The following is a 24,675-nucleotide window of genomic DNA, read 5'->3' as shown; positions in this document are numbered from 1 at the left end:
TTTTTTGCTTTTACAGAGTTTGCGTTTGAAAAAACGGAATGTTATTCGATAGAAAGATTAATAAACACTAACAGTTAATTAAAATAAATGACTGTCATCTCCTTTTTTGGGACGATACGAGTTCAAGTACTAGAAACGAAACAATATTCGGGACGGCCATTCATAATGGAAAGGCTTTTGTGCCCCTTAAAGATTTTTAACGTTACTTGTGTTGCTTGCCGCAAATTTATAACCTCTAACGAGTTTAGATGTATCGTCCTTGACGAACTAAAAAGTTTTTCGCCTCGGTGAATGGCTTTTTTGCGTTTACAGATGTTGCGTTTATTGAAAGATTATTAAACAATAACAGTTAATTAGAATAAATGACTGTCATCTCGTCTTTTGGAACTAGACGAGTTCGAGCCCTCTCTTTCTAGAAACGAAACAATATTCGGGAAAAGCAATTCATAATAAAAAAGGCTTTTGTGCCCCTTAAAGGTTTTTAACGTTGGTTGTGTTGCTTCCCATGAATTTATAACCCTAGCGAGTTTCCGAGTCTCGTTCCTAGACGAGTAGAAAAACCAATCGCCCTCACCAGTAGCTTTCTTGTTTCGGAAAAAGTTTTACTCTTTAATTTTATAGTGCAAAGTATTGAACTTTACAAACGCTTCCTTTATTTAAACATAATAGAAACAAAAAAGGTGTCAATTTACATTGACACCTTTTTATATATGATTGAAAAAAATATTAATATCTTCCTCTGTCTCCACCACCACGGTTGTCTCCACCACGGCTATTTCCACCACCATAACCACCGCGTGACTCACCACCACGACTGTTATTGTTAAAACTTCTTCTTTCGCCTTCTGGTTTTGGCTCAGATTTGTTAACAACAATTGCACGTCCTTGAACAGTTGCTCCGTTCAATTCGTCAATAGCCTTTTGAGCTTCGTCATCATTTGGCATCTCAACAAAACCAAATCCTTTGCTTCTTCCTGTAAATTTATCTGAGATAATTTTAACTGAATCAACTGCCCCGTAAGCCTCAAAAGACTCTCTTAAATCTGCTTCCTCAATACTGAATGGAAGGCTTCCAACAAAAATATTCATATGTACTTATTTAAATAATAACACAAATGTACTGCAAATTTTTTCTAATCTACTACATATTAGCTTATTTATGATTTTATTTCCCCCTTCTAACAAAATATCCCTTTTAAAATATTAAAATATAAATATCATTAGTTTAAAGCACTGTAAAATAAACCAATATGGTTAAAACAAATGCGCCGAAATTATAAGTAATTCAAGATTACTTTAACAAAGGTAAATTTATGAATTATGCTTTGTTGAACGTTCAAGTTGTTATCTAAAACAGAAATAACACTGGTATTTTTGACAACAAATTTAATGCTCCTCAAGATTGTCTTGATAATTTGAATGATAGTGATTGCAACTTGTCCAAAGTCAGAATCATGTTTATAGATTGCTTTTTATCCGCTTGGTTTCCAGCTTAAAAAACATAACTGGTCCTGTTTTTTCCAAAAATATACTTCTGTTTCAAAGTGAATGCTACAATATAAAAATAAGACAATTCGAAATTTATATTTTAAGAAATCAAATTTCTAAATATCAAAATTACATATTCAATGTTCACATACAGATTTCCTGCCCAGAAATGAAAAATAAAATGCCTTAGTTTTATGCCGTTGATAAAAACAGAAACCGCGTTTGCAGTTACCAATAAAAAAAGTATCTTTGCACCCTTAATTAATCGAGGTCGAGTACCTCAAAATTTAATCACAAGATTATGTCAGTAAAAATTAGATTACAAAGACACGGTAAAAAAGGAAAACCTTTTTACTGGGTTGTAGCTGCCGATGCACGCTCAAAAAGAGATGGTAAATACCTAGAAAAAATTGGTACTTACAATCCAAACACAAACCCAGCAACTATCGACTTAAACCTTGACGCTGCAGTAAAATGGTTGCACAATGGTGCTCAACCAACCGATACTGCTAAGGCAATTCTTTCTTACAAAGGAGCTTTATTGAAACATCACCTTGATGGAGGTATCCGTAAAGGAGCTTTAACTCAAGAACAAGCAGATACAAAATTAGCAGATTGGTTAGATGCAAAATCTGGAAAAGTTGACGCTAAAAAAGATGGTTTAACGAAAGAACAAGCTGACGTTAAAGCAAAAGCTTTTAAAGCAGAACAAGATGTAAACGCAAAACGTTTAGCTGCAGCTGCACAAGCTGAGGCAGATGCTATTGCTGCTGCAAATCCAGCTGTTGAAGAGGAAGCTGCTGAAGTTGAAGTTGACGAAGCTCCAACTGAAGAAGAAAATAACGAAACAACTGAAGCGTAATTTTAAGAAGCGAAGATGCGTAAAGAAGATTGTTTCTATTTAGGTAAAATCGCTAAAAAATTTAGTTTCAAAGGGGAAGTTCTTGCCTATTTAGACACAGACGAACCCGAGTTATACGAAAACTTGGAATCGGTGTTTGTTGAATGCAACAAACACTTGGTTCCTTTTTTTATTACAAGTAGTTCACTGCACAAGAACGATTTTCTCAGAATCCGTTTTGAAGATATGAATACCGAGGAAGAGGCTGATGCCATTATGGGCAATGCTATTTACCTCCCATTAAAAATGCTGCCAAAACTTACTGGCAACAAATTTTACTTTCATGAAGTAATAGGATTTGAAGTTGAAGATAAACGTCTTGGCGTTGTCGGCAAAATTGCATCTATAAATGATTCCACAGCACAGCCACTTTTTGAGGTTCTAAATGGCGAAGTTGAAATCCTAATCCCGATGATTGACCACTTCCTTGTAAAAATTGACAGGGAAAATAAAAAAGTTATCATGGATTTGCCAGAGGGATTGATTGAGATGTACTTATAAAAAAAGTGTTCAGTATTCAGTCTCACAAATTTCTAATCATCTGGAAGAGCGTTGAATCTCAAAAATTTGCAATCATAAATCGTTGCTCATTCAGAAAAGTGATCAGTACTCAGTTTTTAGTGTTGAGTTAAAAAAATCTGAAATCCACAATCGTTAATCCTCAATCATAAATCACAGTGTTTAAATTTAAACAATTTACTGTCGAACAAGATCGTTGTGCCATGAAAATTGGAACTGACGGCGTATTACTTGGTGCTTGGACACCTATAACGAACAATCCTTTTAGCATTTTAGATATTGGAACCGGAACAGGAATTATAGCTTTGATGCTTGCACAAAGAAGCAACGCCGAGCAGATTGACGCTTTGGAAATTGACGAAGAAGCTTATGAACAGTCTGTCGATAATTTCGAAAACTCACATTGGAGCGATCGACTTTTTTGTTTCCACGCCGGTTTAGATGAATTTGTAGAAGAACCAGAAGATGACCCGAGCGATAGCGAACTGGCGCAGCAATATGATTTAATTGTTTCCAATCCGCCTTTTTACTCTGAAGACTATAAATCTGATAATTCGCAGCGCGATTTAGCCCGCTTTCAAGATGCGATGCCTTTTGAAGATCTAATCGAAGCTGCTGATTTATTATTATCTGAAAACGGAATTTTCTCTGTAATCATTCCTTTCAAAGGGGAAGATCGATTTTTGGCTATAGCCAAGGAATATGAACTTTATCCAATGAAAATTACTCGTGTAAAAGGAACTACAACCACCGAAATAAAGAGGAGTTTATTGGCCTTGAGCCGAAAAGAAAACTATGATTTGCAAATTGATGAACTCGTTATTGAAATCGCTAGACATATTTATACTCCAGAATACATTGCTTTGGTTAAGGATTTTTATTTGAAGATGTAGTCTGAATTAGAGAGGTTTGTAATTATGTAAACTTCTTTCAAGTATCTCAATGATTTTTATTTTAAGTGATTCTGGCTCGAGAACTACCATTTCAGAACCCATAGATAAAAGTTCCATGATAAAATCTACCGTTGGACTCAAGTGCAATTCGATAATACATTCTTTATCGTTTTCTTTAACTATTTTTTGAGAATAATGCAATGGCAATGTCTTAACATAATTGGCTTGATCATGTGACAAGCAAAGTTTAATTTTTTCAGGTTCTATTTCATTTGTAATTATTCCAAAAGAATATTTGAATTTTTCATTGGCATCAAAATCATTTGGATGTTCATATTTTTTACTTGTTATGCGCATATTTGTAATTCGTTCTAATCCAAAAGTTTTAAAAATACTATCTTTTGGGTCTTTAGCAACCAAATACCAACGATTTCTAGCTTCTTTTAAAGCCAACGGATAAACAGTACGAATCTTTATTTCGTTATTGGTTTTCCAAAATTTTTCATGAGTAAAATCAATTATAAATTGGTTTTTTATAGCATGCAGTAAACCATGCATGTTATCAGATCCTACTGATCTTCTTTTTTCAATAATAATATGATTTGAAAGAGAATCAGAAATATTTAATGCATTAAATATTTGAAATGACTCAATTAATCGATCTGTTTTTCCTTCGTTGGCATCTTGTACAATTTGATACACATTGCTCGAACGGGAATACTCAATATCAATATTGTAAATTTCTCCTATCTCTTGAACATCACGTTCAAAAGTACGTTTTGAAATCACATAATTCTCCTCGCAATCTAAAGAATGCTTTTCTAAATACTCAAGTAAATCCTTAAACGAACAAGGATTAGATCGCAGTTTATTTATAATAAGATGGTGCCGTTTTATAAATTGCTTTTTAGACATTATTCTTTCATTTTTTTCTGAGATTTGGCCTTCACTTAGTTTGATTACCCCTTTGTTGCTTTGCCTTTGCCTCACGCAATTCCGCTTCAATACCCGGCTTTAAATCAGATAAAGAAACCGTTGACAACTTAATATTAAATGATTTTATAGCATCTCCGAGCCAGCTATCACCTATAAAAGCTTTTTCTACATTTTTATCAACAAATACATAATGCTTTTCCCATTTATTTCCAAAATCCCTTTCAGCAGCAATAAGTTTTAAAAGATCGGCTTTTACTTTATTTTTTTGAGCTGGATTCACTTTGTCAATTCCAGCATAAATTTCACCCATAATTTTGTTCTCAAGATCACAGAAATCTAATTCATACTTTGAGCTGAATTCTCTTTTGTTTGCAGAAAGGTTCCAACCATGTTTCTTATGAAGATATATTTTTACTTCTGATTCAACTTTTCTTTGTACTGAAGAGTCAGATTCGTGTGTCTGCTTGTTATTTTCTGGATTAGTCATAAAGATGTTTTTTATATAATTATTTAATAAAGTTTTTGAAGCAAATTTTTAATTTTTTAATATTATCCAAATATATGATATACTAGTAATATTTTTTGAACTTTCTAATCAATTCCCAAAACCAACAGCTTTTCTTGCTATCGATTGATAATTTAGATCCGTTCTAAAATTGAATATATCCGCCAATGATAGGGAATTCTTTACTACAATATCATGACCTAACTTTTCCAAAAGCACGTTAGTTTTATCTGTTGCAAGTAATTTAAAATTATAAATTGAAGTTAGTCTACCTTTTCGAAGTAAAGCCATATCTATATTTTTTAAATCAGTATTAAATGTAGCGATTACTTGAATCCCTAGACTATCTGCAAGTAGACCATCTGTCAAGTTCAGTAAGAATGAAAGTCTGGAATTATGATGATTATCTCTTGAAAGTATTAAATCCTCTGCATCTTCTATAACCAAAACACAATTTGGATTATCCAATATAAACTTGGTAAATGACATGTCATCTAAATTACCCGCAATTTTAGGAGATAAAAAAATCACCTTCTTATTTTGTTGATGGATTAAGTATTTTATATAGGTGCTTTTTCCTGTACCAGGTAATCCATAAAATAAATACAAACCTTTAGTATCTCTTTTTTTTAAATTCTTAACAATTAACTGATGTATGTTTTTGAAATCATCATTATAATGTAAATCTAGATTTACTTTAGGTTTTTTAACTTCAATACTCTTAGTACTGAGACCTTTTTCATCACTCACAATAAAACTTATTTGGGTTGTTTTTTTCGGTTTTAATTGAAATTTTAATAAGTTACTTTGTAAATCGTTTGCTTCTTTTTCTAAACTAGATTCAAAAAGAACAAAAACAGCCCCGCCAAAAATACCGCCAGACAGATTTATTACAATTTTATTTTTGAGAATAAAAAAATGATCAGCATAAAAGTTCTTTTTCTTTTCTGGCCGATAAGTTTGACTGTAATGTACTTGCTCAATGTTTTCTTTCATCTCAGCAGAAATATGATTACGCATGGCCGTTATATCAATATCTCGAATTATTTTAATATTAGGAATTTGACTAAAATAAGCGTGATACATTCTCAATTGATTTACATAACCAGATCCATTATCGTAAACATGAAACGAATTATTTTGAATTTTTAATTTCTTTCCTTCATCGTTTTGATTTTCCATATACATTGCTTTTTACATTTAATTTGAAGCAAACTTATCGGTTTATAGCGACAACAGATGGCGGAGTGATTAATATTATACCGTTTATCAAACTAAAAACATTACTAAATATTTACTGTTAGTGGTTTTGTTAAAGATATTTATTTGAAGATGTTGTTTCTCTTTGTCTACTAAATATATCTTTGAATTGATATTAACGTTCTACTAATCTTAAATCGTCAGTGGTAATATCAGCATTTCACGACATCGTATACCATATAGTCTTTTAAATTACTGTTATGTTTTTGTCAAATCGAGCGCAGTCAAGATTACGAACGACTTAAAAACAACGTTTCATGCTTCATTACAATCATGATGACGTGCCCAACTTGACAAATTTCAATTCTTTTTAACAGTAAATTTAAAATAAATGGTATTAATGAAGCATTGTTTTTATTATTTAAAATTTTAATTCTAAATGTAAAAGGATTAACTGTCTTTAGATCCTTAAGAAAAATATGACTGGCCGATGACTGAAAAATTTACAAATCGCCCACACAGAAAAAGTATATAAAACGAGGTAATTTGTTAGAAACTTCGATAAAAGAAATAAAAAAAGAAATTCCAACTGTTACTAAAAATGAGAATTGCACTTTTAGTAATTAAACGGTAGGTATTCAAATTATTTCGATGCCAAAAGCTACTTTGGATATTATAATAAAATACACTTTGAAACTTGAGGAAGAAATAGCAGTATTGAAACAGAAATAATCTGAAACATAAATTACATTGGAAGTTGCTGAAACTCTACAAAGTACTTTTTAAATTGAATAATTTTGTAGATTTGTTTGAAATTTAAAGCCATGGATGTATCACTCGAAATAAAAAAGATTCAAAAAGATTTAGAATTGATTCATGATGAAAACCTAATCAACTCCATTAAATCTTTACTTGCATTCGCAAAAAAACAAAAACAAAATATTGTCTTTAATACATTTTCTATTGAAGAATATAAAAAAAGGGCAGAACAATCTGAAGAGGATATAAAAAAAGGACAATTTATAAACATTGATGATTTATAAATGAGAAAAGTTGTTGTTACTCATTTTGCAGTATAACAAATTAGATCTATTTACGATTATTATAGTTTTCACGTATCTGTTGCTAAAGCAAAAAAGTTAAAGTCAGCAATAATTTCTTCGATCAAAACATTAAAAACTGAAAAGATTGAATGGCAAGAAGATGAGTTTTTAGTTTATCTAAACAAAAATCACAAAAGATTAATTTGTGGACATTACAAAATTATTTATTATTTTAATCTAATTGATACTGTCGTTTATGTAAAAGAGGTATTTGATTTTAGGCAAGATCTCATCAAAAGTACAGGGAAATAATTTGAATCATCCATTCAAAAAAATGTTTTCTAAAAAAATAATTTAATCTAATTTTGAAAAAAATCAATATTCCGACTATTTATTTTATTCATTTTAACTGTGAAATCTAGAAATACAAATTGCAATACACAGGAGTATTTTAAAAATATAACATTTGTTAAACGATTTGTTATATTTCTTTACGTAGCTTTGTTCTTTTAAAATTGACTATCATGAAACCAGACTTATTTCAATCTCCAGATTACTACAACCTAGACGATTTACTAACAGAAGAACACAAATTAGTTCGCGACTCCGCTCGCGCTTGGGTAAAACGCGAAGTATCTCCTATTATAGAAGAATACGCTCAAAAAGCAGAATTCCCAAAACAAATTATTAAAGGGTTAGGTGAAATAGGTGGTTTTGGCCCTTATATACCGCAAGAATACGGTGGTGCTGGTTTAGATCACATATCCTACGGATTAATCATGCAGGAAATTGAACGTGGAGATTCTGGTGTACGTTCGACTTCATCAGTGCAATCTTCTTTAGTGATGTATCCTATTTGGAAATACGGAAACGAAGAACAACGATTGAAATATTTACCCAAATTAGCTACAGGAGAATATATGGGCTGTTTTGGATTAACTGAGCCGGATCATGGTTCAAATCCAGGCGGGATGACGACCAACTTTAAAGATATGGGTGACCATTATTTATTGAACGGTGCCAAAATGTGGATTTCAAACGCCCCTTTTGCCGATATTGCGGTTGTTTGGGCTAAAAATGAAGAAGGTCGAATTCACGGTTTAATTGTAGAACGCGGTATGGAAGGATTTACAACTCCTGAAACACATAATAAATGGTCTCTTCGTGCATCATCAACTGGCGAGTTGATTTTTGATAATGTAAAAGTTCCAAAAGAAAATTTACTGCCCAATAAATCAGGATTAGGAGCTCCGCTTGGCTGTTTGGATTCAGCACGTTACGGAATTGCTTGGGGCGCTATTGGTGCCGCGATGGATTGTTATGATACCGCTTTGCGCTACGCCAAAGAAAGAATCCAGTTTGACAAACCTATTGCTGGAACTCAATTACAGCAAAAGAAATTAGCCGAAATGATTACGGAAATCACTAAAGCGCAATTACTAACATGGAGATTAGGTGTTCTAAAAAATGAAGGTCGAGCAACTACAGCTCAAATCTCAATGGCGAAAAGAAATAATGTAGACATGGCAATAAACATTGCACGTGAAGCCCGACAAATTTTGGGCGGAATGGGAATCACCGGTGAATATTCAATCATGCGTCACATGATGAACTTAGAGTCAGTAATTACTTATGAAGGAACTCATGACATTCACTTATTGATTACAGGAATGGATATTACAGGAATTTCCGCATTTAAGTAGAAGTAAACGTTTATTAAACTATATATAAAATTGATTACGAAAGCTTCTTGGAAACAAGGAGCTTTTTTATCTTTACAAAAAAAATAAATTTTATGAATATTGCTACAATAAACAATAGTATTCAGCCTCAAAAAGAACTATTGTTACAACATTCCTTATACAAAAATGTTAAAACAGTTGAAGATCTAAAACGCTTTCTTGAAAATCATGTTTATGCTGTTTGGGATTTCATGTCTTTATTAAAAGCTTTACAATCTAAATTAACATGCACAAGTACACCTTGGTTTGCAACCACTAATCCGCAGACAAGATATTTAATAAATGAAATTGTTGTTGCTGAAGAATCAGATTTAACAATGGACGGAAGACGATCTAGTCATTATGAAATGTACATTGAAGCGATGGAGGCTTGTAATGCAGACACTTCAGGAATTAAGAATTTTCTAACTGATGTGGCATCGCTTCAAAATATATTTGTGGCGATTAAGAAAAGTAATTTACATCCTAATATAAAAGCCTTTTTAGATTTTACTTTTCGTGTAATCGAAGAAGGAAAATCACATGAAATTGCTGCAGCTTTCACTTTTGGAAGAGAGGATTTAATTCCTGCTATGTTTACTGAAATCTTGAGAAACTTTCAAGCTAATTTTCCTGAAACAGATCTAAGCAAACTAATCTATTATTTCGAAAGACATATTGAGCTAGATGCTGATGAACATGGTCCAATGGCAATGAAAATGATCACTGAATTATGCGGCACAGATGCACAAAAATGGTCAGATGTAGAGGAGGTTTCTAAACTAGCTTTAGAAAAACGAATTGGACTTTGGGATGCCATTGAAGAGCAGTTAATGACCGAAAAATTATTAGCGACTTAGTATCGCTTTTTTACTAAATGTGAAATTAATATAATTATAAAAGTCCTGACACTAAATCAGGACTTTTTTAATTTAATTCTCTGGGGCCATCTCTAGTTCCAATCCTTCCAGACTTTCAGTAATCGGGATTTGGCAACCTAAACGACTGTTTGATTTGACATAAAACGCTTCTGACAACATAGCTTCTTCATCGTCGCCCATTTCTGGCAAAGGCACCTCATTTAAAACGTAACACTGACAAGAGGCACACATCGCCATTCCACCGCAAGTTCCCACTGTTCCTTCTTCTGCTAATTCATACATTCGAATTAACTCCATGATGTTCATGTTCATGTCAGTTGGAGCTGATACCTCATGAGGAACTCCGTTTCGATCGGTAATTTTTATTGTAATATCTTGTTGCATTATTATTCTTTCTTCTTTTTTTAATGGCTCGATATCGGGTTAATCTTTATACCGACTAGTTGCTAATTTATTCATTATTAAATCGTCAAATCTATAGAGGGAATTTGTAATTTATCAACTTTAAAATGATTTCGTTTTTTAAAACTATCCCTAAATTTTAATCCGTCAACCTGCGTAAGTATTTGTATTTTCAAAGGTTCTCTCTTCCAATTTCCTAAACATTAAAATTTTCATCTGAGAATTGCTCTTCAGGAAAAATTGGTGCTCCAAATTCCGCATATACTTTCTTTAACTTTTGATAATTTGACTGTTTCGCACTATCCACAAGTCCATATCTCTTTAAATTCTAATATACCCATATAAAACTACAGCGTAACCGCCCACTAAAAGAAAATCGATTTTCTGTTTTTAAAAAAGTGTTAGGAAATCTAAAAAATCAATATTAAAAATATTATTTGACATGCTTTCTTGCAAAAGTTATATTCCTGTGCACTTTCTCCAAAGGAGTCACATTAAAAATAGAATTTATTATAAAACATGCATAATTCAATTTCTCTAATGGCGTTTTATCACTATAAAAAGTAACATGATCATCTGCTTCTTCAAAGGAAAAAATAAACACTACATTCCTGTCCATTTTTATACTATCCATTAGATCAATATTTAATTGTTACAAAATATTCACTACTGTCTCTATTTGTGGCGCATATCTTTTTATAGTTGTCTCCACACCTGCTCGAAGCGTCATTTGGTTTACGCTACAATTAGTACACGCTCCTTCGAGTCGCACTTTTACATGTTTTCCATCTTCAATGGAAATCAGTGAAATATCGCCGCCATCAGAATTCAAAAAGGGTCTGATTTCTTCGAGTGCTTTTTGAACTTCTAATGTTAATTCTTCTGTTGTCATATCTTTTGATACTACGAAAATTTGATAATGTGATAATGTGAAAATTAGATAATGTGATTAGACGATAATTTTAATCATCTATAAATATTAAAATTATAAATCACATTATTCAAATAAAATACAAATTGCATCTTCACTAATTTTTTTGTAATTCTCCAATTTTCTGATTTTCTAATTTCTTGCTAATTTTCTAATTTTTTTTAACTGCAGAGCAACCTGCCATAGTTGTAATTTTAACGGCTTCAGTAGCTGGAAGATTTTCGTTTCGGCTAACCACTTCTCGTACAACGTTTCTTGTAATTTCTTCAAAAACAGTCTCTATAACAGAGCCAACTTGCATGGCTGCAGGACGACCAAAATCACCCGCTTCACGAATGGACTGCACAATTGGCACTTCTCCAAGGAATGGAACCTCTAAATCTTCTGCAAGATTTTTAGCTCCTTCTTTTCCGAAAATGTAATATTTGTTATCAGGTAGTTCTTCAGGAGTGAAATAAGCCATGTTTTCGATTATTCCTAAAACTGGGACATTTATAGCGTCTGACATGAACATGGAAACGCCTTTTTTGGCATCAGCCAAAGCAACCGCTTGTGGGGTAGACACTATTACAACTCCAGTAATAGGTAATGCTTGGACAATAGATAAATGTATATCGCCAGTTCCTGGAGGTAAATCGACTAACATAAAATCAAGTTCTCCCCAATCAGCGTCAAATATCATTTGGTTCAGCGCTTTTGAAGCCATTGGTCCTCTCCAAATAACTGCTTGACTTGGAGATGTAAAAAAGCCGATTGATAGGATTTTCACTTCGTAACTTTCAACCGGTTTCATTTTTGATTTACCATCAATGGAAACTGAAATTGGTTTTTCACTTTCTACATCAAACATTATAGGCATTGAAGGTCCGTAAATATCAGCATCTAATATTCCAACAGAGAAACCCATTTTAACTAATGAAACGGCAAGATTAGCAGTAACTGTAGATTTTCCTACTCCTCCTTTTCCAGAAGCTACACCAATAATATTTTTAATTCCCGGAATTGCTTTTCCTTTAATTTGGTTTGGATTTTCGGCTGCTACAGCTTCCACCTTTATGTTTACTTTCACGATAACATCAGAGGAGAATTTTTCGTGAATTAACTTTTTTATATCATCTTCTGCCCGTTTTTTAATGTGCATTGCTGGAGTTGCAATCACTAAATCAACTGTAACCTCATTTCCAAAAATCAGTACGTTTTTTACAGCACCACTTTCCACCATGTTTTTTCCTTCGCCAGCTATAGTAATTGTTTCTAAAGCTTTTAGAATATCTTTTCTATCTAATTTCATTTTTAGTCCACTTTTTCTACTGGTATCTAAAGCCAGCACATTATCTTTATTTAAACTGATTTCAGATTACAAAGATAGAAGATTAAGTTCTTAAAATAAAGGAATTAGATTGGATTTATTGATGGGGCGATAAGCCACAATTTGACAAGAAAAAAACCCGACTAGCTTTGAATCGCTGACGGGTCTAATTAGCACTTTTCTTAAAACATTATTCGTATTTTAAATATTTTAAAACATCAACTTTTGTCGCAAAATAAGCTCTTGAAAGCACCACAGAAAGCGTTAAGAACAATAAAGCCACAAATCCAATTATAAAGGGATAAATAGAAATATCTATTCGATAAGCAAAATTCTCAAGCCATTTATTCAGCGAATAGTAAGCTGGAAATACGGCTATTAAAAACCCAATTATACAGAAAACGATATATTGTTTAGATAGTGCTGTAAGCAAAACATTGGTTTCAGCACCTAGTGTTTTCCTGATTGCAATTTCTTTCATTCGTCTTTCTATTGAGTAAGAAGCCAAAGCGAACAATCCGAAAAGTGCAATTAATATCACGATGACATTTAATAATGCAAAAAGGTTTTTTTGTTTTACGTAAGTTTTATAGGTTCGTAGATAATTTTTATCCACAAAATCATATTGAAAAGGATAATCAGAATCGACATTTTTTATCCAAAAACTTTCAATATCTGCAAGAGTTTGCGCTGTGTTTTCTGCATCTATCTTCATATAAAGATGTTGAATATTCCCTATCAACCATGGTACTGTTTTAAAGTGAAAGAAAACCATAGGAGGTACTTTTCCTTGTGGACTATAGGCACTAAAGTTTTTTACAACCCCTATAATTTTAAACTTATTGCCATTCCAATCGACCGTTTTACCAATCGAATTTTTTTCATTCATCAATTTTAAAGTACTCTCATTGATCATCATTGCATCAATGGTATCCGAAGCAATTTCTGGATTAAAATAGCGACCTTCCTTCATCTTTATCTCCATCATTTCTAGGAAACCAAAATCAATCGCAAGATTTTGTGCTTGAATATTATTTCCATTATAACTAAATCCAGAAGAAGCATCGTTACCACCTCCGAATTTAAATGCTCCTGTCGTGGCTTGTTTTACTCCTTTTATTTTTGAAATTTCATTTTTAACAAGTATGTAGTTGTTAAAAATAATTTGCTCCGCATTTTGACTATTTCGAATGGCTTCTGATTTATAATAGAAAATTTCTAACACTTGATCTCCTGAAAAACCTAAATTTTTATTGCTCAAATAGCGCACTTGCTCAAATACAATATAAGACCCAATAATAAAGAATGAGGCTATCGCAAATTGTAAAATAAGCATTCCGTTTCTCAACCACACACCACTTTTATTTCTTCCGAAATTACCTTTTAAAACTTTTAAGGTTTCAAAATTTGACACATAAATGGCTGGAAAAACACCTGCAAAGGTTACTGTAATTATAAAAATAAATAGGATTTGCAAATAGAACTGGCTCTCATAAATAACCAATGCTTTATCTAAAAAATCATTATAATAAGGCAATGCAAACTCTACAATAGCCAAAGCAAGCAAAATTGAAATATTAGCAATGATAATTGTTTCAAATAAAAATTGTTTGATAATATCTAATTTTGAAGCACCGACAATTTTGCGAACGCCCACTTCTTTAGCCCGACGAATGGCATTTGCCGTTGCAAGATTGACATAATTGAAAATAGACAATATCAAAATTAAAAGTGACAATCCTGACATAATTAATAGAAACTGATAATTGCCTTTTCCCTCAGGTGAACCTTGGCCTTTGGTATGTAATCTCGAGACAGAAAGTGGTTCTAAAATAAAATTAAAATGTCCATATCTTAATTCATATTCCGTTGTACTAATCTCTTCTTCTTTGGCCTCTTTTACAATTTTATTTTGAAAATAAATTGAATTTAGTTTTTTGGACAATTCATCTCTTTTTGATGGATCTTTTAATTTAATGAACCAACCATTATTAAAACTCCCCCAATTGTCTTTATCGACATTCATCCTTATTTTCATATTGTTCACCACGGCATCAGGTGCAATGGTTGAATTTCCTGGAATTTTATATACTCCTGTTACCTTTAGAAATTTATCTTCAAATTGAATTTGCTTTCCAACTGGATTTGCTTTTCCAAAAAATTGTATGGCCGTTTTTTGATTCAAAACAATACTATTCTCGTTTTGCAAAGCAGTTTTTGGATTCCCTTGTAAAAATTCAAAAGGGAAAAACTCAAAAAAATTATTTTGAGTGTTAAATAACTTTTCAATAATTATTTTTTTACCATTGTATTTAAAAAGCGGTGATTCGTACCAGTTCAAACAATGCATCATCATTTCAATATTGGAATCATCCTTTAAGAATGGATCAAATGTCACCGGAACATATGGCCAGGCTTGACCCTCTCCCATATCAACCAAAACTTGGTAAACATTCTCTTTTTCGGGATTCCACGCGTCATAAGAATGCTCATCGTTCCAATATAACAAAGCAAAAATTAATCCCGCAATACCAATACTCAATCCCAAAACATTGAGAAACGAAAACAGTTTGTTTTGCTTAAGGTGGTAAATAAATATTTTTATCCAGTTGTGTAACATAATTTTTGATTGATGATTTTGATTGCTTCGCCAGTTCGCCACTTTGGCTCGTGTGATGATTAAAATCGTGTTTTATTGAAGAAGTGTACTACAAAGCAATTCAAAAATGAATTCGATGATTAATAGTATTATAAGTATCATAATTATTATATTTTAAAAACATCTACATTTCTTTGATTCATTTTTTCAGAGAAAACAACGCCATCCTTCATAAGAATGGTTCTTTGAGAAAATGACGCATCATAATCAGAATGGGTAACCATCAATATAGTTGCACCTTTGGCATGTAAATCCGTTAGTAATTCCATAACTTCATTTCCGTTTTTACTGTCTAAATTTCCTGTAGGCTCATCAGCCAAAATAATTTTAGGATCGTTTATCAAAGCTCTCGCTACAGCCACACGTTGTTGTTGCCCACCAGAAAGTTGTTGGGGATAATGCTTCAATCGATGCGTAATGTTTAATTTTTCGGCAATTGCTTCTACTTTTAATTTTCTTTCCGAAGCCTTTACGTTATTGTAGATTAACGGTAATTCGATATTATCATAAACCGAAAGCTCGTCGATAAGGTTAAAATTCTGAAAAATAAATCCGATATTTTCCTTACGAACACTAGAACGTCCTTTTTCTTTTAGTCCAATCATTTCTTGGTTAGATAAAGTATAACTCCCGTCTGAAGCACTATCCAATAATCCGATGATATTGAGTAATGTCGATTTTCCGCAACCAGAAGGTCCCATAATCGAAAGAAAATCTCCCTCATTAATTTGCAAATTAATCCCGCTTAAAGCCGAAGTTTCTAACTCTTCTGTTCTGAAGATCTTGGTTAGGTTTTGAATTGTTATCATCCTTTTATAGTTTTTTATGTTTTTGATTAAATAACACAGTACAGCTGCATTCCGTTTTTATTGTATATTAAGTTCTTCGACTTCTTTATAGTCCGCATAAGACGACGTTATTACTTTATCTCCTTGTTTTAATCCTTCCAAAACCTCGTAATAAGAAGGATTTTCTCTACCTAATTTTATTTTTCTTCTCACTCCTTTGCTTCCGTTGACAACAAATAGCCACTTTCCAGCGGTTTCCTGATTGAAACTTCCTTTTGGAATGACCAAAATTTTATTCTTTTCAGATAAAATAAGCTTCACGCCAAAACTTAATCCGTCTTGCAATGCTAAATCTTCTTTGGAATCAAAAAGCAATTCCACCTGAAAACGACCGCTTTTAACCTCTGGAATCACTTTTACCACAGACACGACTACTGTTTTCCCCTTATATTCAATTTGGCCTTTCAACCCCACACGAATTTTCTCCAAGTAAAATTCATCTACTTGCGCGCTCAACTTGTAGCCTTCGCGAGAATCAATTCTACCGATACTTTCTCCTGCTTGAAATGTTTTTCCCAAAATAGGTTCAAATGAAGTTAATCTCCCTGAAACTGGTGCCGCAATCAAGAAGTTTTTTTTATTACTCCTGAGAATATCCAAGCTCATTTCCATCGTTTGTATCGAGCGATTAATTTGCGAAATCTGTATTTGATTAGTTTGTTTCTCCTTTTGAATACTCGTACGAATATTGCTTTTACGTTCTTCTTGAAAACGCAGACTTTCCTTTATCAAATTCCAATCATTTCTTGCTATTATATCTTTTTCAAATAATTTAGCATTCATATCATACACCCTCTTAGCATCGTTATAATCATGTTCTATTATAGCCAAATCTTTAGTCAAACTCAGTTCTTGATTTCTAATATTAAGTTTACCGGTATTTAAATTATTAATTTGCTCAATGATTGCTGTTTCCTGCGTCAAGTAATGCAATTCTGTATTCGGATTGTAGATGCGTGCTAGCGGCTGTCCTTGCGTCACCATTACTCCGTTTTCAACAAAAATTTCTTTGACTGAACCACCTTCAATAATATTGACCAACACCAAATTCAATGGTTCCACTTTGGCCTGAAAAATAATAAAATCTTCAAAAAACTCTTGGCTAACTTCTTTTACCAATAGTTCATCCGCTTTTACATTTAAACTTCGCTTTTTAGATACCGAAGCATAAACAACTGCTCCTAGAACTAAAAAACTCACAAATCCTATTGTTAAGTACCTAAATTTTCTATTTTTACGGGGAATAACCTTGTCCATTTTTTTTAATAATTTACTGATTATCAACACACAAAAGCATGCCAAAGGATTTATAAATCCTAAAACAATGGTTATCAACACGGTTATAAAAAATCTAAAAAATAAAATGTTCGAAAACGGACAGTCCTCCGTTCAAAAGTGAACAAAAACATATAATGATGCGAAAAAAACAAGCCAAAATACTTATTGTTGACGATCAAGAAGAAATTCTTTTTTCGGCAAAAATGATCTTGAAGAAGCATTTTGAAGAAATTTTTACAACAAATGATCCAAAAAAAATAATTACAATCCTTGGTGAAAACCAAATCGATGTTGTTCTCTTGGATATGAACTACCGCATTGGTTTTGAAGATGGACGGGAAGGCATTCACTTGCCAAAAGAAATAAAAACACTGTCGCCAAAAACAGTTGTGCTATTGATGACCGCTTTTGGCAAAATAGAAACCGCAGTAGAAGGCATGAAAATAGGTGCTTTTGATTATATTTTAAAACCTTGGGATAACGAAAAATTACTCTCCATTATAGATAAAGCCATTGTTGAAAGTCGAAAACTCAATCGAACATTAAACTCAGAACCCGCTCCTAAAAAACATTTTATTGGAAGTTCCTACAAAATAAAACAAGCGTATTCCATTGCTGAAAAAGTAGCAAAAACAGATGCTAATGTCCTTATTTTAGGAGAAAACGGAACAGGTAAATTTGTATTTGCTGAACATATACATCAGCATTCAGACCGAAAAGACAAACCATTCATTCACATTGATTTGGGTTCGTTAAGCGAAAACTTATTTGAAAGTGAACTTTTTGGCTATGCCAAAGGTGCTTTTACCGATGCTAAAACCGATACTCCGGGACGATTTGAAATAGCCGATAATGGAACTATTTTTCTAGACGAAATAGGTAACATCCCTTTGCATTTGCAATCAAAACTATTGCATGTTTTACAAACAAAGAAAGTCACCCGACTAGGCGAAAGCAAACCGCGACCATTAAATGTAAGAATCATAGCAGCAACTAACAGCGATATCAAAGCAGAAGTTGCAAACAAAACATTTCGAGAAGATTTGTTGTATCGTATTAATACCATGGAAATAAACCTACCGCCTTTGCGAGAGCGAAAAGACGATATTACACCACTGGCACACTTCCTTCTAAAACAATTAGGCGAAAAATACAACCAAAACGATGTCTGTTTTGACTCCAATGTCGCAGAATATATGGAACGCTATCCTTGGAAAGGAAACATTAGAGAATTAGAAAATAAGATTGAAAGAGCCTTGATTATGTCAGATCACAATACGATTTCGGTAACTGATTTAGACTTACTCAACTTTGAATACGAACTAACAACGGAGGAACATCCCTTATCTGAAATAGAAAAAAATGCTATCGAAAGATCTCTTTTTAAAAATAACGGAAACATCAGCAAGACCGCCGAAGAATTGGGTTTATCGAGAGCTTCGTTGTACCGTAGACTTGAAAAATACGATATTAAAAACAACGACTAATGAATAGCTGGAAATTTTACAATATGCTTTTTGCAAGAGTTCTTATTGTCATTGTAACACTTGCTTTTTCACTTCTATTATTTGGAAACAGCTATTTGTATAGTGGCATTCTTATTTTAGTTTTTGCTCTTTTAATCGGTGGCGAAATGTATTCGTTTATAAAAAAGAAGTATAATTTTTATGACAAAACCATAATTTCGATACTTAACAACGACTTTTCTGCTAGTTTCCCTGCTGCATATAAAGAAGGAGATTATAAAAATTTATGTCTGCTGTATGATATTCTGAAAGAGAAGCAACACGACCTAAGTTCAAAAGAATTAATATATCGCTCGATTATAAACAATATCGACACCGCTGTTATAATTTTAGAAAAAGAGAATGACAACTGGAATATTTTCCTGATGAACGATTGCTTTTCGACGCTTTTCAGTGTCCCGAAAGTGACAAATTGGATTTATCTAAAAAATTATCTGCCGTCGCTTTGCCAAGAAATTGAAAATACCGGCTTCAACGAATTAAAAATGTCCATAAACATTAAAATCGAACAGCAAGATACACAAACGTTTCTGTTGCAGACTTCGTTAACAAAATCGTTTAATAAAGACTACTTTATTATTCTGCTTGATAGCATCCAGCGTGTTATTGAGAAAAAAGAAAAAGAAGCTTGGATTAATTTGATGAAAATCATCTCTCACGAATTAATGAATTCCCTGACGCCCATTCGATCGCTTTCGCAAAATTTACTACAAATTGTAGATCAAGACCATTTAGAAACCGAAGATTTTGAAGACATCAAAAGCAGCATTTCAACCATTATAAACAGAAGCGATCATTTGCAGTATTTTGTAGAGAATTATCGAAAACTGGCTATGCTACCTACACCAAACAAAAGACCAACTCCTATTCATTCTCTATTTGCAGATTGTCTTAAAATAATGTCGCCTATTTTCAAAGCCGAAAATATAATCATCATCAACGAAATCGAAAAACTTAAAACAATAAATATTGACAGAAGCCAAATGGAGCAGGTTATTATTAACTTGATTACCAATAGTATTTTTGCTTTAAAAGACCAACAAGAAAAGAGCGTCCTTATCACTTCTACAACAAAGAACAGTCGTTTTTATATTACCATTTCTGATAATGGAAAAGGAATCGAAAGTGAAATTAAAGACAAAATATTCCTGCCTTTTTTCACGACTAGAAAAGATGGAGCGGGCATTGGACTTACGCTTTCAAAAAATATTATAGAGGCACACGGCGGTTATTTGAGCCATCAAAATGAGAATGAGACAACTACTTTTACCATTTGCTTGATAGAATGATTTTTGTAATTTTTTGTCAATTTTCAAGTAGTTGGAAAATAATTACACCTTAACTTCCGGCATCCAAAAAACAGTTTTAAAATCCTTTATTTGATTGTCAATAACAACTATCCCTTCATTCTCTAATAACTGCTACGTTGTAATTATAATTATTTACCGCTCTTCTAAAATAGATTCTTATATATTTGAATAAAAAAAATTCCCATGTCTAGAGCTTCATCTTTTACTCGACAACTGTTACTAATTAGGAAAATACAACAAGAAAACGCAAAAGGTGTTTTTCCTACTTTAGAAGCGCTCATGAATGATGTTACTAAAAACCTATTTAATAGAAATTTAGATGAAGTCGGAATTTCAGAAATAACATTCAAACGCGATCTTCAACAAATTAGAAAATTTTTTAGTATTCCAATTTTTTACGATAAGAAGGAAAAAGGTTATTACATTGAGGATTATTCTCAGAATGAATCAATAATTGAAACTGCTTTAGAGTCTTTTGAAATCCTATCCTCATTGAATAATGATGGAGTGATGCCAGATTTTATTATTCCCGAAAAAAGAAAATCAACTGGAACCCAATATTTTTCAAATTTAATGGCTTGTATCAAAAATGAAGATATAGTTTCATTTGCTTATTTTAAATATGATACAGAAATTACCACCCACCCAGTTATATACCCTTACGCCTTAAAAGAAAGTCAAAGACGCTGGTATTTAATTGGAAAAACAACTTGTACAAACGAAATTAGAGCCTATGGGTTAGATAGAATTAGTAATATCAATCGAACTGGTTTGAAGTTTAAAAAAACAACTACAATAACAGAAATAATAAAGAAATATGAAGACTGTTTCGCAATGTTTTCCTCGGATGCCAATCCTGAAAAAATAATTATATCTTACGACAAACGTGATGGAAATTACATTAAATCATTCCCTGTTCATCATTCTCAACGTATAGAAAAAGAAGAAGAAAACAGGATATTTTTCTCTTTTTATCTAAAAATAGAGCCTGACTTTATGATGGAATTACTATCGAGGGCGTGGTCATTGGAAATTATTGAACCTCTATCATTACGAACAGAATTGCATAAAATTCTTATGGATGCAAAATTTAGAAATAGCTAATTATAGCTAGTAGCATTTGAAAATTAATTTATTATTCCACACAAGCGCAAAAATCATTAAAGCCATTTAAGAATTTCTTGAATCGTTAAAAAGTTTTCATTTCTACGTATACAAAAATTTAGTATTGCTTCAGGATCTATAGACGAAAAAAAACCATTATTGTTTCTACGGTAGAACACTTTTTGATTGTTCTCTTTAAGGAAAATACCTTTTTGATAACTTGGTAATACTTCAAATATTAGGACAAAATTAATTCCCACTTTATATTCGCTTAATTTAATTTTTTTTACACTCATTTTAAATTCTCTTTGTAAAATTATTTGAATCTCTTTCTTGAATATACTGATTTTAGTATTTGTAAATAAATCAGTGCTTTTACGATACTTATCTACTCCTAAAAAAAGGAAACCCCCTTTTTCATTTAAAAAGGAAGCTATTGTGCGAATAATAAATTCTAGATTGAGCGCAGACAAAAACTCATTATGAATCAGATTCCCGGATTTAATGCGATTCTTAACACTTTCAATTCTTCTTGATTTTTGAAGTTCTAAATTGTTTTTATTCAAATAAAAATTAAAACTCCAATTAAATGGCGTCGAAATAATTGAAAAAGAGTTGGGGTTGTCAAAAACTGAAAAATCTACAATCTCAACATGATTCCCCAAATCATAATTAAAATGACGATAATGACTAAATTCTTTTATCAATCCATTTGTAAAATTTTTGATATCTATGTTATTGAAATTCCAGATTCCGTGAATTAAAAAATAATTTGATTTGACTTTACTGTTTTCGCTGGAGTTTCTGGAATTTTGAACGACCATATACACAGCAATACCTTTATCATAGGATTCAGGATGCACATAATTAACTTCCGCATAACTGTACTTTTGGATCGATGGCTCACCAAAATGGTTTTTAACAAAAAGAGAGTAATCTCTCAAAGGTTCTTGTAAAAGTTGTTTAGTTTCCTCTAAAATAGCCATGTAATTTTTATAAAAAGAAAACGCTTTTTCTCTTGCCAAAATAGGACTTAAATGCTCAAATTTTTGCTCAAAAGGTATCATTGATTTAGTTTCTTTGGAATAAAACAATCTTCCTCTTACGACATAATGAATTGAGGGTTTTGCGTGGGAAGTGAGTTGACTTTTTGACAACATGAATTTTAGTTTATATTGTTTGTTAATTATATTTGAGAAGCGCATCATTTCACGTTGTAGCGAATAAAATCTTCGGATCAATAATTTTTTTTTTATATTAATTTTCTATTGCAGTATTTTAACTCTAATCTCTGCTGCTATCAATATTGCTTATTTTTATGCAACCCCGTTTTAATTCATCTTTTCTCTGTAAATAAAATTATCTATTACAGCAAAAAACATAACTTACAATTAAAGTCTTTCTAAAATTTCGTGAATAACGATTAGTTTAGCTTTTCTTTCTACCCAGTAGCTTAGAATTTCTTCAGCATCACGCAAAGGATAAAATCCAAAATCATTTCTGCGATAGAATACTTTTTTGTCGTTTATATTTAAGAAAATTCCTTTTTTAGAACTTGGTAATACTTCAAAAACAACGACAACTTTATCGCCAACTTTATAAAAACTTGAAGTGGTACTTCCAATCAATTCATTATGATTCAGTTGTAGTAGCTTTATTGTTCCAAGTAAGAAATCATTAAATTCAACACTTTTAAAAACATCTATAATCTCACGCTTTTTATTTACTCCTACAAAAATGCACCCACCATTTTCGTTGAAAAGGGAAGCTATCGACCGAACAATCATATCGTAGTCCAATGTTGTTAAAAACTCATTATTGATTAAATCCTCTTTTTGTATTCTAGTTTGAATAGTCTCCTTTCGTTTAAACTTTATGCATTCGATTTTTAAACGATTTTGTCTTTTAATCTGATTTCTTTTTAATTTTGCATACCAATTATTTTCAATTAAATAATAGTTAACAAGCCAATTGAATGGCGTTGAAAGTATAGAGAATTTTCTCAAATCTTGAAAATCATTTTTTTTAAAATTGAAAATTGAAAAATCTACAATTTCTTCATAACCTTCAATATTGTAATTGAAACTCATATAATACTTAAACTCTCTAATCAAGCCACTTTTTAAATTTTGAATATCCTCGAAATCAAAATTCCAAATACCGTGAATTAAAAAACGATCACCAATCTGGTCAACTCTATTTCTATATTTAATAGGATTTTGAACTATCATATAAATAGCGATTCCTTTGTCATATTGAGACGGATCTTTATACTTGACTTCAACAGCACTATACTTTCTTACAAGCGTTTCGCTAAAATTATTTTTAATTATAAAGGGCTCGCCTGGTAAAGGTTTCCATGAAAGGTCTTGATGCGCTTCTAAAATCGTTGCGTAATTGCTGTAAAAGGAAAATGCTTGTTCTCTAGCTTCAATCGGATTTTGATTAATAAATCTCTTTTCAAATGCTATAAATTTCATTAAAGTAGTGGAATAATAATAACGCCCTTTAATTAAATAATAAATGGCAGGTTGAACCTCTGAATCTATTTGACTTTCTCGACACATAAATTGTACTTTTAAATATGCCGTAAAGTTATTTTCCTCGCGTATCAATTCGTGCTACTCTAAAATAAAAAAAACTGCGATTAAGCAGTTTTTTAAAGTTATTTTTTCTTGTTCTTCTTTAGATTTTCTCTCCAGTCCATAAGCTGAAATTCTGAAAAAGAATCTAGAAATTCCAATTCAATTTTTAATTCTTCTATATCATTCAAACCTAAAACTTCAGTTTCGATAAGAGTATTCCCAGCTCGCCTTACGCTCTTTAATAATTCTTTACCAGTTCCAGAAACACCATGATTTTTTAAAAGGTCCGTAATCGCTTTTAACTTTGGCAACATATTAGAGTGCTTAGTTAATAGCTCTTTCATGGGTGTTACATGATCAATTGCTATTTCTTTAAAAAATTCTACCTTCATTAATTTCAAACTGCCATTATATCCATCTTCTGTAAAAACAGGATAATATAACATATCGTTTCCTACCACAATTACATTCCTGCCAGGAATTAAAACTAAATCGCTTATTGAAGCCAAGTTTATTACAACACCATTTGTAATTATTTTAATTAAGTACATGACAAAAAACTGAACATATTGTTTTCTAATGAATTAAATCCCGTTAAAAGGAATTTGGATAAATAATCTAATCCATATTTGAATA

The 24,675-nt window shown here is 31.9% G+C and carries 23 protein-coding genes; 9 read left to right on the top strand and 14 right to left on the bottom strand.

Annotated elements, in window-relative coordinates:
• Positions 1–726: 726 nt before the first annotated feature.
• Positions 727–1,089 carry an RNA recognition motif domain-containing protein gene (locus tag BUB42_RS12145; RefSeq protein ID WP_073020735.1) on the bottom strand — a complete coding sequence of 121 codons (363 nt, stop codon included), beginning with the start codon at positions 1,087–1,089 and terminating at the stop codon, positions 727–729.
• A gap of 700 nt (positions 1,090–1,789) precedes the next feature.
• Between BUB42_RS12145 and BUB42_RS12140 the strand changes: the two genes are divergently transcribed.
• The 3 genes from BUB42_RS12140 to BUB42_RS12130 all read left to right on the top strand — a co-directional run bounded on the left by BUB42_RS12140 (position 1,790) and on the right by BUB42_RS12130 (position 3,801).
• Positions 1,790–2,350, top strand: a complete 561-nt coding sequence (locus tag BUB42_RS12140; RefSeq protein ID WP_073020733.1) for a 30S ribosomal protein S16 — start codon at positions 1,790–1,792, stop codon at positions 2,348–2,350.
• A 15-nt stretch (positions 2,351–2,365) separates the two neighbouring features.
• On the top strand, positions 2,366–2,890 hold the full coding sequence (gene rimM, locus BUB42_RS12135; RefSeq protein ID WP_073020731.1) for a ribosome maturation factor RimM: 525 nt from the start codon (positions 2,366–2,368) through the stop codon (positions 2,888–2,890).
• A 176-nt stretch (positions 2,891–3,066) separates the two neighbouring features.
• The gene (locus tag BUB42_RS12130) at positions 3,067–3,801 is read left to right on the top strand and encodes a tRNA1(Val) (adenine(37)-N6)-methyltransferase (protein ID WP_073020730.1); all 735 of its coding nucleotides are present in this window, start codon (positions 3,067–3,069) and stop codon (positions 3,799–3,801) included.
• A gap of 6 nt (positions 3,802–3,807) precedes the next feature.
• Here the strand turns inward: BUB42_RS12130 and BUB42_RS12125 are convergent, their stop codons facing one another.
• The 3 genes from BUB42_RS12125 to BUB42_RS12115 all read right to left on the bottom strand — a co-directional run bounded on the left by BUB42_RS12125 (position 3,808) and on the right by BUB42_RS12115 (position 6,424).
• Positions 3,808–4,716 (bottom strand): helix-turn-helix transcriptional regulator, encoded by a 909-nt coding sequence (locus tag BUB42_RS12125; protein WP_073020728.1) that lies wholly within the window; start codon positions 4,714–4,716, stop codon positions 3,808–3,810.
• Between the two features lie 31 nt (positions 4,717–4,747).
• Positions 4,748–5,224, bottom strand: a complete 477-nt coding sequence (locus BUB42_RS12120) for a hypothetical protein (protein ID WP_073020726.1) — start codon at positions 5,222–5,224, stop codon at positions 4,748–4,750.
• Positions 5,225–5,332: 108 nt separating this feature from the next.
• A complete protein-coding gene (locus BUB42_RS12115; protein ID WP_073020724.1) occupies positions 5,333–6,424 on the bottom strand; it encodes an AAA family ATPase in 1,092 nt (363 codons plus the stop codon).
• 842 nt (positions 6,425–7,266) lie between these two features.
• Between BUB42_RS12115 and BUB42_RS12110 the strand changes: the two genes are divergently transcribed.
• From BUB42_RS12110 to BUB42_RS12100, 3 genes are all read left to right on the top strand, one after another.
• Positions 7,267–7,485, top strand: a complete 219-nt coding sequence (locus BUB42_RS12110) for a hypothetical protein (RefSeq protein ID WP_073020722.1) — start codon at positions 7,267–7,269, stop codon at positions 7,483–7,485.
• Between the two features lie 524 nt (positions 7,486–8,009).
• On the top strand, positions 8,010–9,188 hold the full coding sequence (locus tag BUB42_RS12105) for an acyl-CoA dehydrogenase family protein (protein WP_073020720.1): 1,179 nt from the start codon (positions 8,010–8,012) through the stop codon (positions 9,186–9,188).
• 92 nt (positions 9,189–9,280) lie between these two features.
• Entirely contained in the window at positions 9,281–10,066 is a 786-nt protein-coding gene (locus BUB42_RS12100) for a DUF3050 domain-containing protein (RefSeq protein WP_073020718.1), read from the top strand.
• Between the two features lie 72 nt (positions 10,067–10,138).
• Here BUB42_RS12100 and BUB42_RS12095 read toward each other — a convergent pair whose 3' ends face one another.
• The 7 genes from BUB42_RS12095 to BUB42_RS12065 all read right to left on the bottom strand — a co-directional run bounded on the left by BUB42_RS12095 (position 10,139) and on the right by BUB42_RS12065 (position 17,493).
• Positions 10,139–10,471, bottom strand: coding sequence for a 2Fe-2S iron-sulfur cluster-binding family protein (locus BUB42_RS12095; protein ID WP_073020716.1), 333 nt, complete (start codon positions 10,469–10,471; stop codon positions 10,139–10,141).
• A gap of 451 nt (positions 10,472–10,922) precedes the next feature.
• A complete protein-coding gene (locus BUB42_RS12090; RefSeq protein WP_139257379.1) occupies positions 10,923–11,108 on the bottom strand; it encodes a hypothetical protein in 186 nt (61 codons plus the stop codon).
• Positions 11,109–11,141: 33 nt separating this feature from the next.
• The gene (locus tag BUB42_RS12085) at positions 11,142–11,381 is read right to left on the bottom strand and encodes a NifU family protein (protein WP_073020712.1); all 240 of its coding nucleotides are present in this window, start codon (positions 11,379–11,381) and stop codon (positions 11,142–11,144) included.
• Between the two features lie 190 nt (positions 11,382–11,571).
• The gene (locus BUB42_RS12080; RefSeq protein WP_073021032.1) at positions 11,572–12,711 is read right to left on the bottom strand and encodes an Mrp/NBP35 family ATP-binding protein; all 1,140 of its coding nucleotides are present in this window, start codon (positions 12,709–12,711) and stop codon (positions 11,572–11,574) included.
• 208 nt (positions 12,712–12,919) lie between these two features.
• Positions 12,920–15,349, bottom strand: a complete 2,430-nt coding sequence (locus BUB42_RS12075; protein WP_073021029.1) for an ABC transporter permease — start codon at positions 15,347–15,349, stop codon at positions 12,920–12,922.
• 146 nt (positions 15,350–15,495) lie between these two features.
• The gene (locus BUB42_RS12070) at positions 15,496–16,197 is read right to left on the bottom strand and encodes an ABC transporter ATP-binding protein (protein ID WP_073020710.1); all 702 of its coding nucleotides are present in this window, start codon (positions 16,195–16,197) and stop codon (positions 15,496–15,498) included.
• A gap of 57 nt (positions 16,198–16,254) precedes the next feature.
• On the bottom strand, positions 16,255–17,493 hold the full coding sequence (locus BUB42_RS12065; RefSeq protein WP_084118341.1) for an efflux RND transporter periplasmic adaptor subunit: 1,239 nt from the start codon (positions 17,491–17,493) through the stop codon (positions 16,255–16,257).
• A 158-nt stretch (positions 17,494–17,651) separates the two neighbouring features.
• Between BUB42_RS12065 and BUB42_RS12060 the strand changes: the two genes are divergently transcribed.
• From BUB42_RS12060 to BUB42_RS12050, 3 genes are all read left to right on the top strand, one after another.
• Positions 17,652–19,001 (top strand): sigma-54-dependent transcriptional regulator, encoded by a 1,350-nt coding sequence (locus BUB42_RS12060; RefSeq protein ID WP_073021023.1) that lies wholly within the window; start codon positions 17,652–17,654, stop codon positions 18,999–19,001.
• Positions 19,001–20,329 carry a sensor histidine kinase gene (locus tag BUB42_RS12055; RefSeq protein WP_073020708.1) on the top strand — a complete coding sequence of 443 codons (1,329 nt, stop codon included), beginning with the start codon at positions 19,001–19,003 and terminating at the stop codon, positions 20,327–20,329. The genes BUB42_RS12060 and BUB42_RS12055 overlap by 1 nt, the downstream gene beginning before the upstream one ends.
• 204 nt (positions 20,330–20,533) lie before the next feature.
• On the top strand, positions 20,534–21,454 hold the full coding sequence (locus BUB42_RS12050) for a helix-turn-helix transcriptional regulator (RefSeq protein ID WP_073020706.1): 921 nt from the start codon (positions 20,534–20,536) through the stop codon (positions 21,452–21,454).
• 56 nt (positions 21,455–21,510) lie between these two features.
• Here the strand turns inward: BUB42_RS12050 and BUB42_RS12045 are convergent, their stop codons facing one another.
• The 3 genes from BUB42_RS12045 to BUB42_RS12035 all read right to left on the bottom strand — a co-directional run bounded on the left by BUB42_RS12045 (position 21,511) and on the right by BUB42_RS12035 (position 24,590).
• Complete coding sequence (locus BUB42_RS12045) at positions 21,511–22,614, bottom strand: AlbA family DNA-binding domain-containing protein (protein ID WP_073020704.1); 1,104 nt, start codon at positions 22,612–22,614, stop codon at positions 21,511–21,513.
• Between the two features lie 231 nt (positions 22,615–22,845).
• On the bottom strand, positions 22,846–24,021 hold the full coding sequence (locus BUB42_RS12040) for an AlbA family DNA-binding domain-containing protein (protein ID WP_073020702.1): 1,176 nt from the start codon (positions 24,019–24,021) through the stop codon (positions 22,846–22,848).
• Between the two features lie 98 nt (positions 24,022–24,119).
• Positions 24,120–24,590, bottom strand: coding sequence for a hypothetical protein (locus tag BUB42_RS12035; RefSeq protein WP_073020700.1), 471 nt, complete (start codon positions 24,588–24,590; stop codon positions 24,120–24,122).
• Between the last annotated feature and the right edge of the window lie 85 nt (positions 24,591–24,675).

Source organism: Flavobacterium micromati (assembly GCF_900129585.1).
GTDB classification, from domain to species: domain Bacteria; phylum Bacteroidota; class Bacteroidia; order Flavobacteriales; family Flavobacteriaceae; genus Flavobacterium; species Flavobacterium micromati.
The sequence above is the reverse complement of the archived record's forward strand: the minus strand, read 5'-3'. Positions and strand labels throughout refer to the sequence as shown.

What these genes read in the sequence shown, in the direction of transcription:
- BUB42_RS12080 (WP_073021032.1), bottom strand. Translation starts at nt 12,711, where the DNA reads ATGAAATTAGATAGAAAAGATATTCTAAAAGCTTTAGAAACAATTACT.
- BUB42_RS12040 (WP_073020702.1), bottom strand. Translation starts at nt 24,021, where the DNA reads ATGTGTCGAGAAAGTCAAATAGATTCAGAGGTTCAACCTGCCATTTAT.
- BUB42_RS12125 (WP_073020728.1), bottom strand. Translation starts at nt 4,716, where the DNA reads ATGTCTAAAAAGCAATTTATAAAACGGCACCATCTTATTATAAATAAA.
- BUB42_RS12110 (WP_073020722.1), top strand. Translation starts at nt 7,267, where the DNA reads ATGGATGTATCACTCGAAATAAAAAAGATTCAAAAAGATTTAGAATTG.
- BUB42_RS12065 (WP_084118341.1), bottom strand. Translation starts at nt 17,493, where the DNA reads ATGGACAAGGTTATTCCCCGTAAAAATAGAAAATTTAGGTACTTAACA.
- BUB42_RS12115 (WP_073020724.1), bottom strand. Translation starts at nt 6,424, where the DNA reads ATGGAAAATCAAAACGATGAAGGAAAGAAATTAAAAATTCAAAATAAT.
- BUB42_RS12085 (WP_073020712.1), bottom strand. Translation starts at nt 11,381, where the DNA reads ATGACAACAGAAGAATTAACATTAGAAGTTCAAAAAGCACTCGAAGAA.
- BUB42_RS12075 (WP_073021029.1), bottom strand. Translation starts at nt 15,349, where the DNA reads ATGTTACACAACTGGATAAAAATATTTATTTACCACCTTAAGCAAAAC.
- rimM (WP_073020731.1), top strand. Translation starts at nt 2,366, where the DNA reads ATGCGTAAAGAAGATTGTTTCTATTTAGGTAAAATCGCTAAAAAATTT.
- BUB42_RS12035 (WP_073020700.1), bottom strand. Translation starts at nt 24,590, where the DNA reads ATGTACTTAATTAAAATAATTACAAATGGTGTTGTAATAAACTTGGCT.
- BUB42_RS12070 (WP_073020710.1), bottom strand. Translation starts at nt 16,197, where the DNA reads ATGATAACAATTCAAAACCTAACCAAGATCTTCAGAACAGAAGAGTTA.
- BUB42_RS12140 (WP_073020733.1), top strand. Translation starts at nt 1,790, where the DNA reads ATGTCAGTAAAAATTAGATTACAAAGACACGGTAAAAAAGGAAAACCT.
- BUB42_RS12120 (WP_073020726.1), bottom strand. Translation starts at nt 5,224, where the DNA reads ATGACTAATCCAGAAAATAACAAGCAGACACACGAATCTGACTCTTCA.
- BUB42_RS12100 (WP_073020718.1), top strand. Translation starts at nt 9,281, where the DNA reads ATGAATATTGCTACAATAAACAATAGTATTCAGCCTCAAAAAGAACTA.
- BUB42_RS12050 (WP_073020706.1), top strand. Translation starts at nt 20,534, where the DNA reads ATGTCTAGAGCTTCATCTTTTACTCGACAACTGTTACTAATTAGGAAA.
- BUB42_RS12095 (WP_073020716.1), bottom strand. Translation starts at nt 10,471, where the DNA reads ATGCAACAAGATATTACAATAAAAATTACCGATCGAAACGGAGTTCCT.
- BUB42_RS12090 (WP_139257379.1), bottom strand. Translation starts at nt 11,108, where the DNA reads ATGGACAGGAATGTAGTGTTTATTTTTTCCTTTGAAGAAGCAGATGAT.
- BUB42_RS12055 (WP_073020708.1), top strand. Translation starts at nt 19,001, where the DNA reads ATGAATAGCTGGAAATTTTACAATATGCTTTTTGCAAGAGTTCTTATT.
- BUB42_RS12105 (WP_073020720.1), top strand. Translation starts at nt 8,010, where the DNA reads ATGAAACCAGACTTATTTCAATCTCCAGATTACTACAACCTAGACGAT.
- BUB42_RS12060 (WP_073021023.1), top strand. Translation starts at nt 17,652, where the DNA reads ATGCGAAAAAAACAAGCCAAAATACTTATTGTTGACGATCAAGAAGAA.
- BUB42_RS12145 (WP_073020735.1), bottom strand. Translation starts at nt 1,089, where the DNA reads ATGAATATTTTTGTTGGAAGCCTTCCATTCAGTATTGAGGAAGCAGAT.
- BUB42_RS12045 (WP_073020704.1), bottom strand. Translation starts at nt 22,614, where the DNA reads ATGTTGTCAAAAAGTCAACTCACTTCCCACGCAAAACCCTCAATTCAT.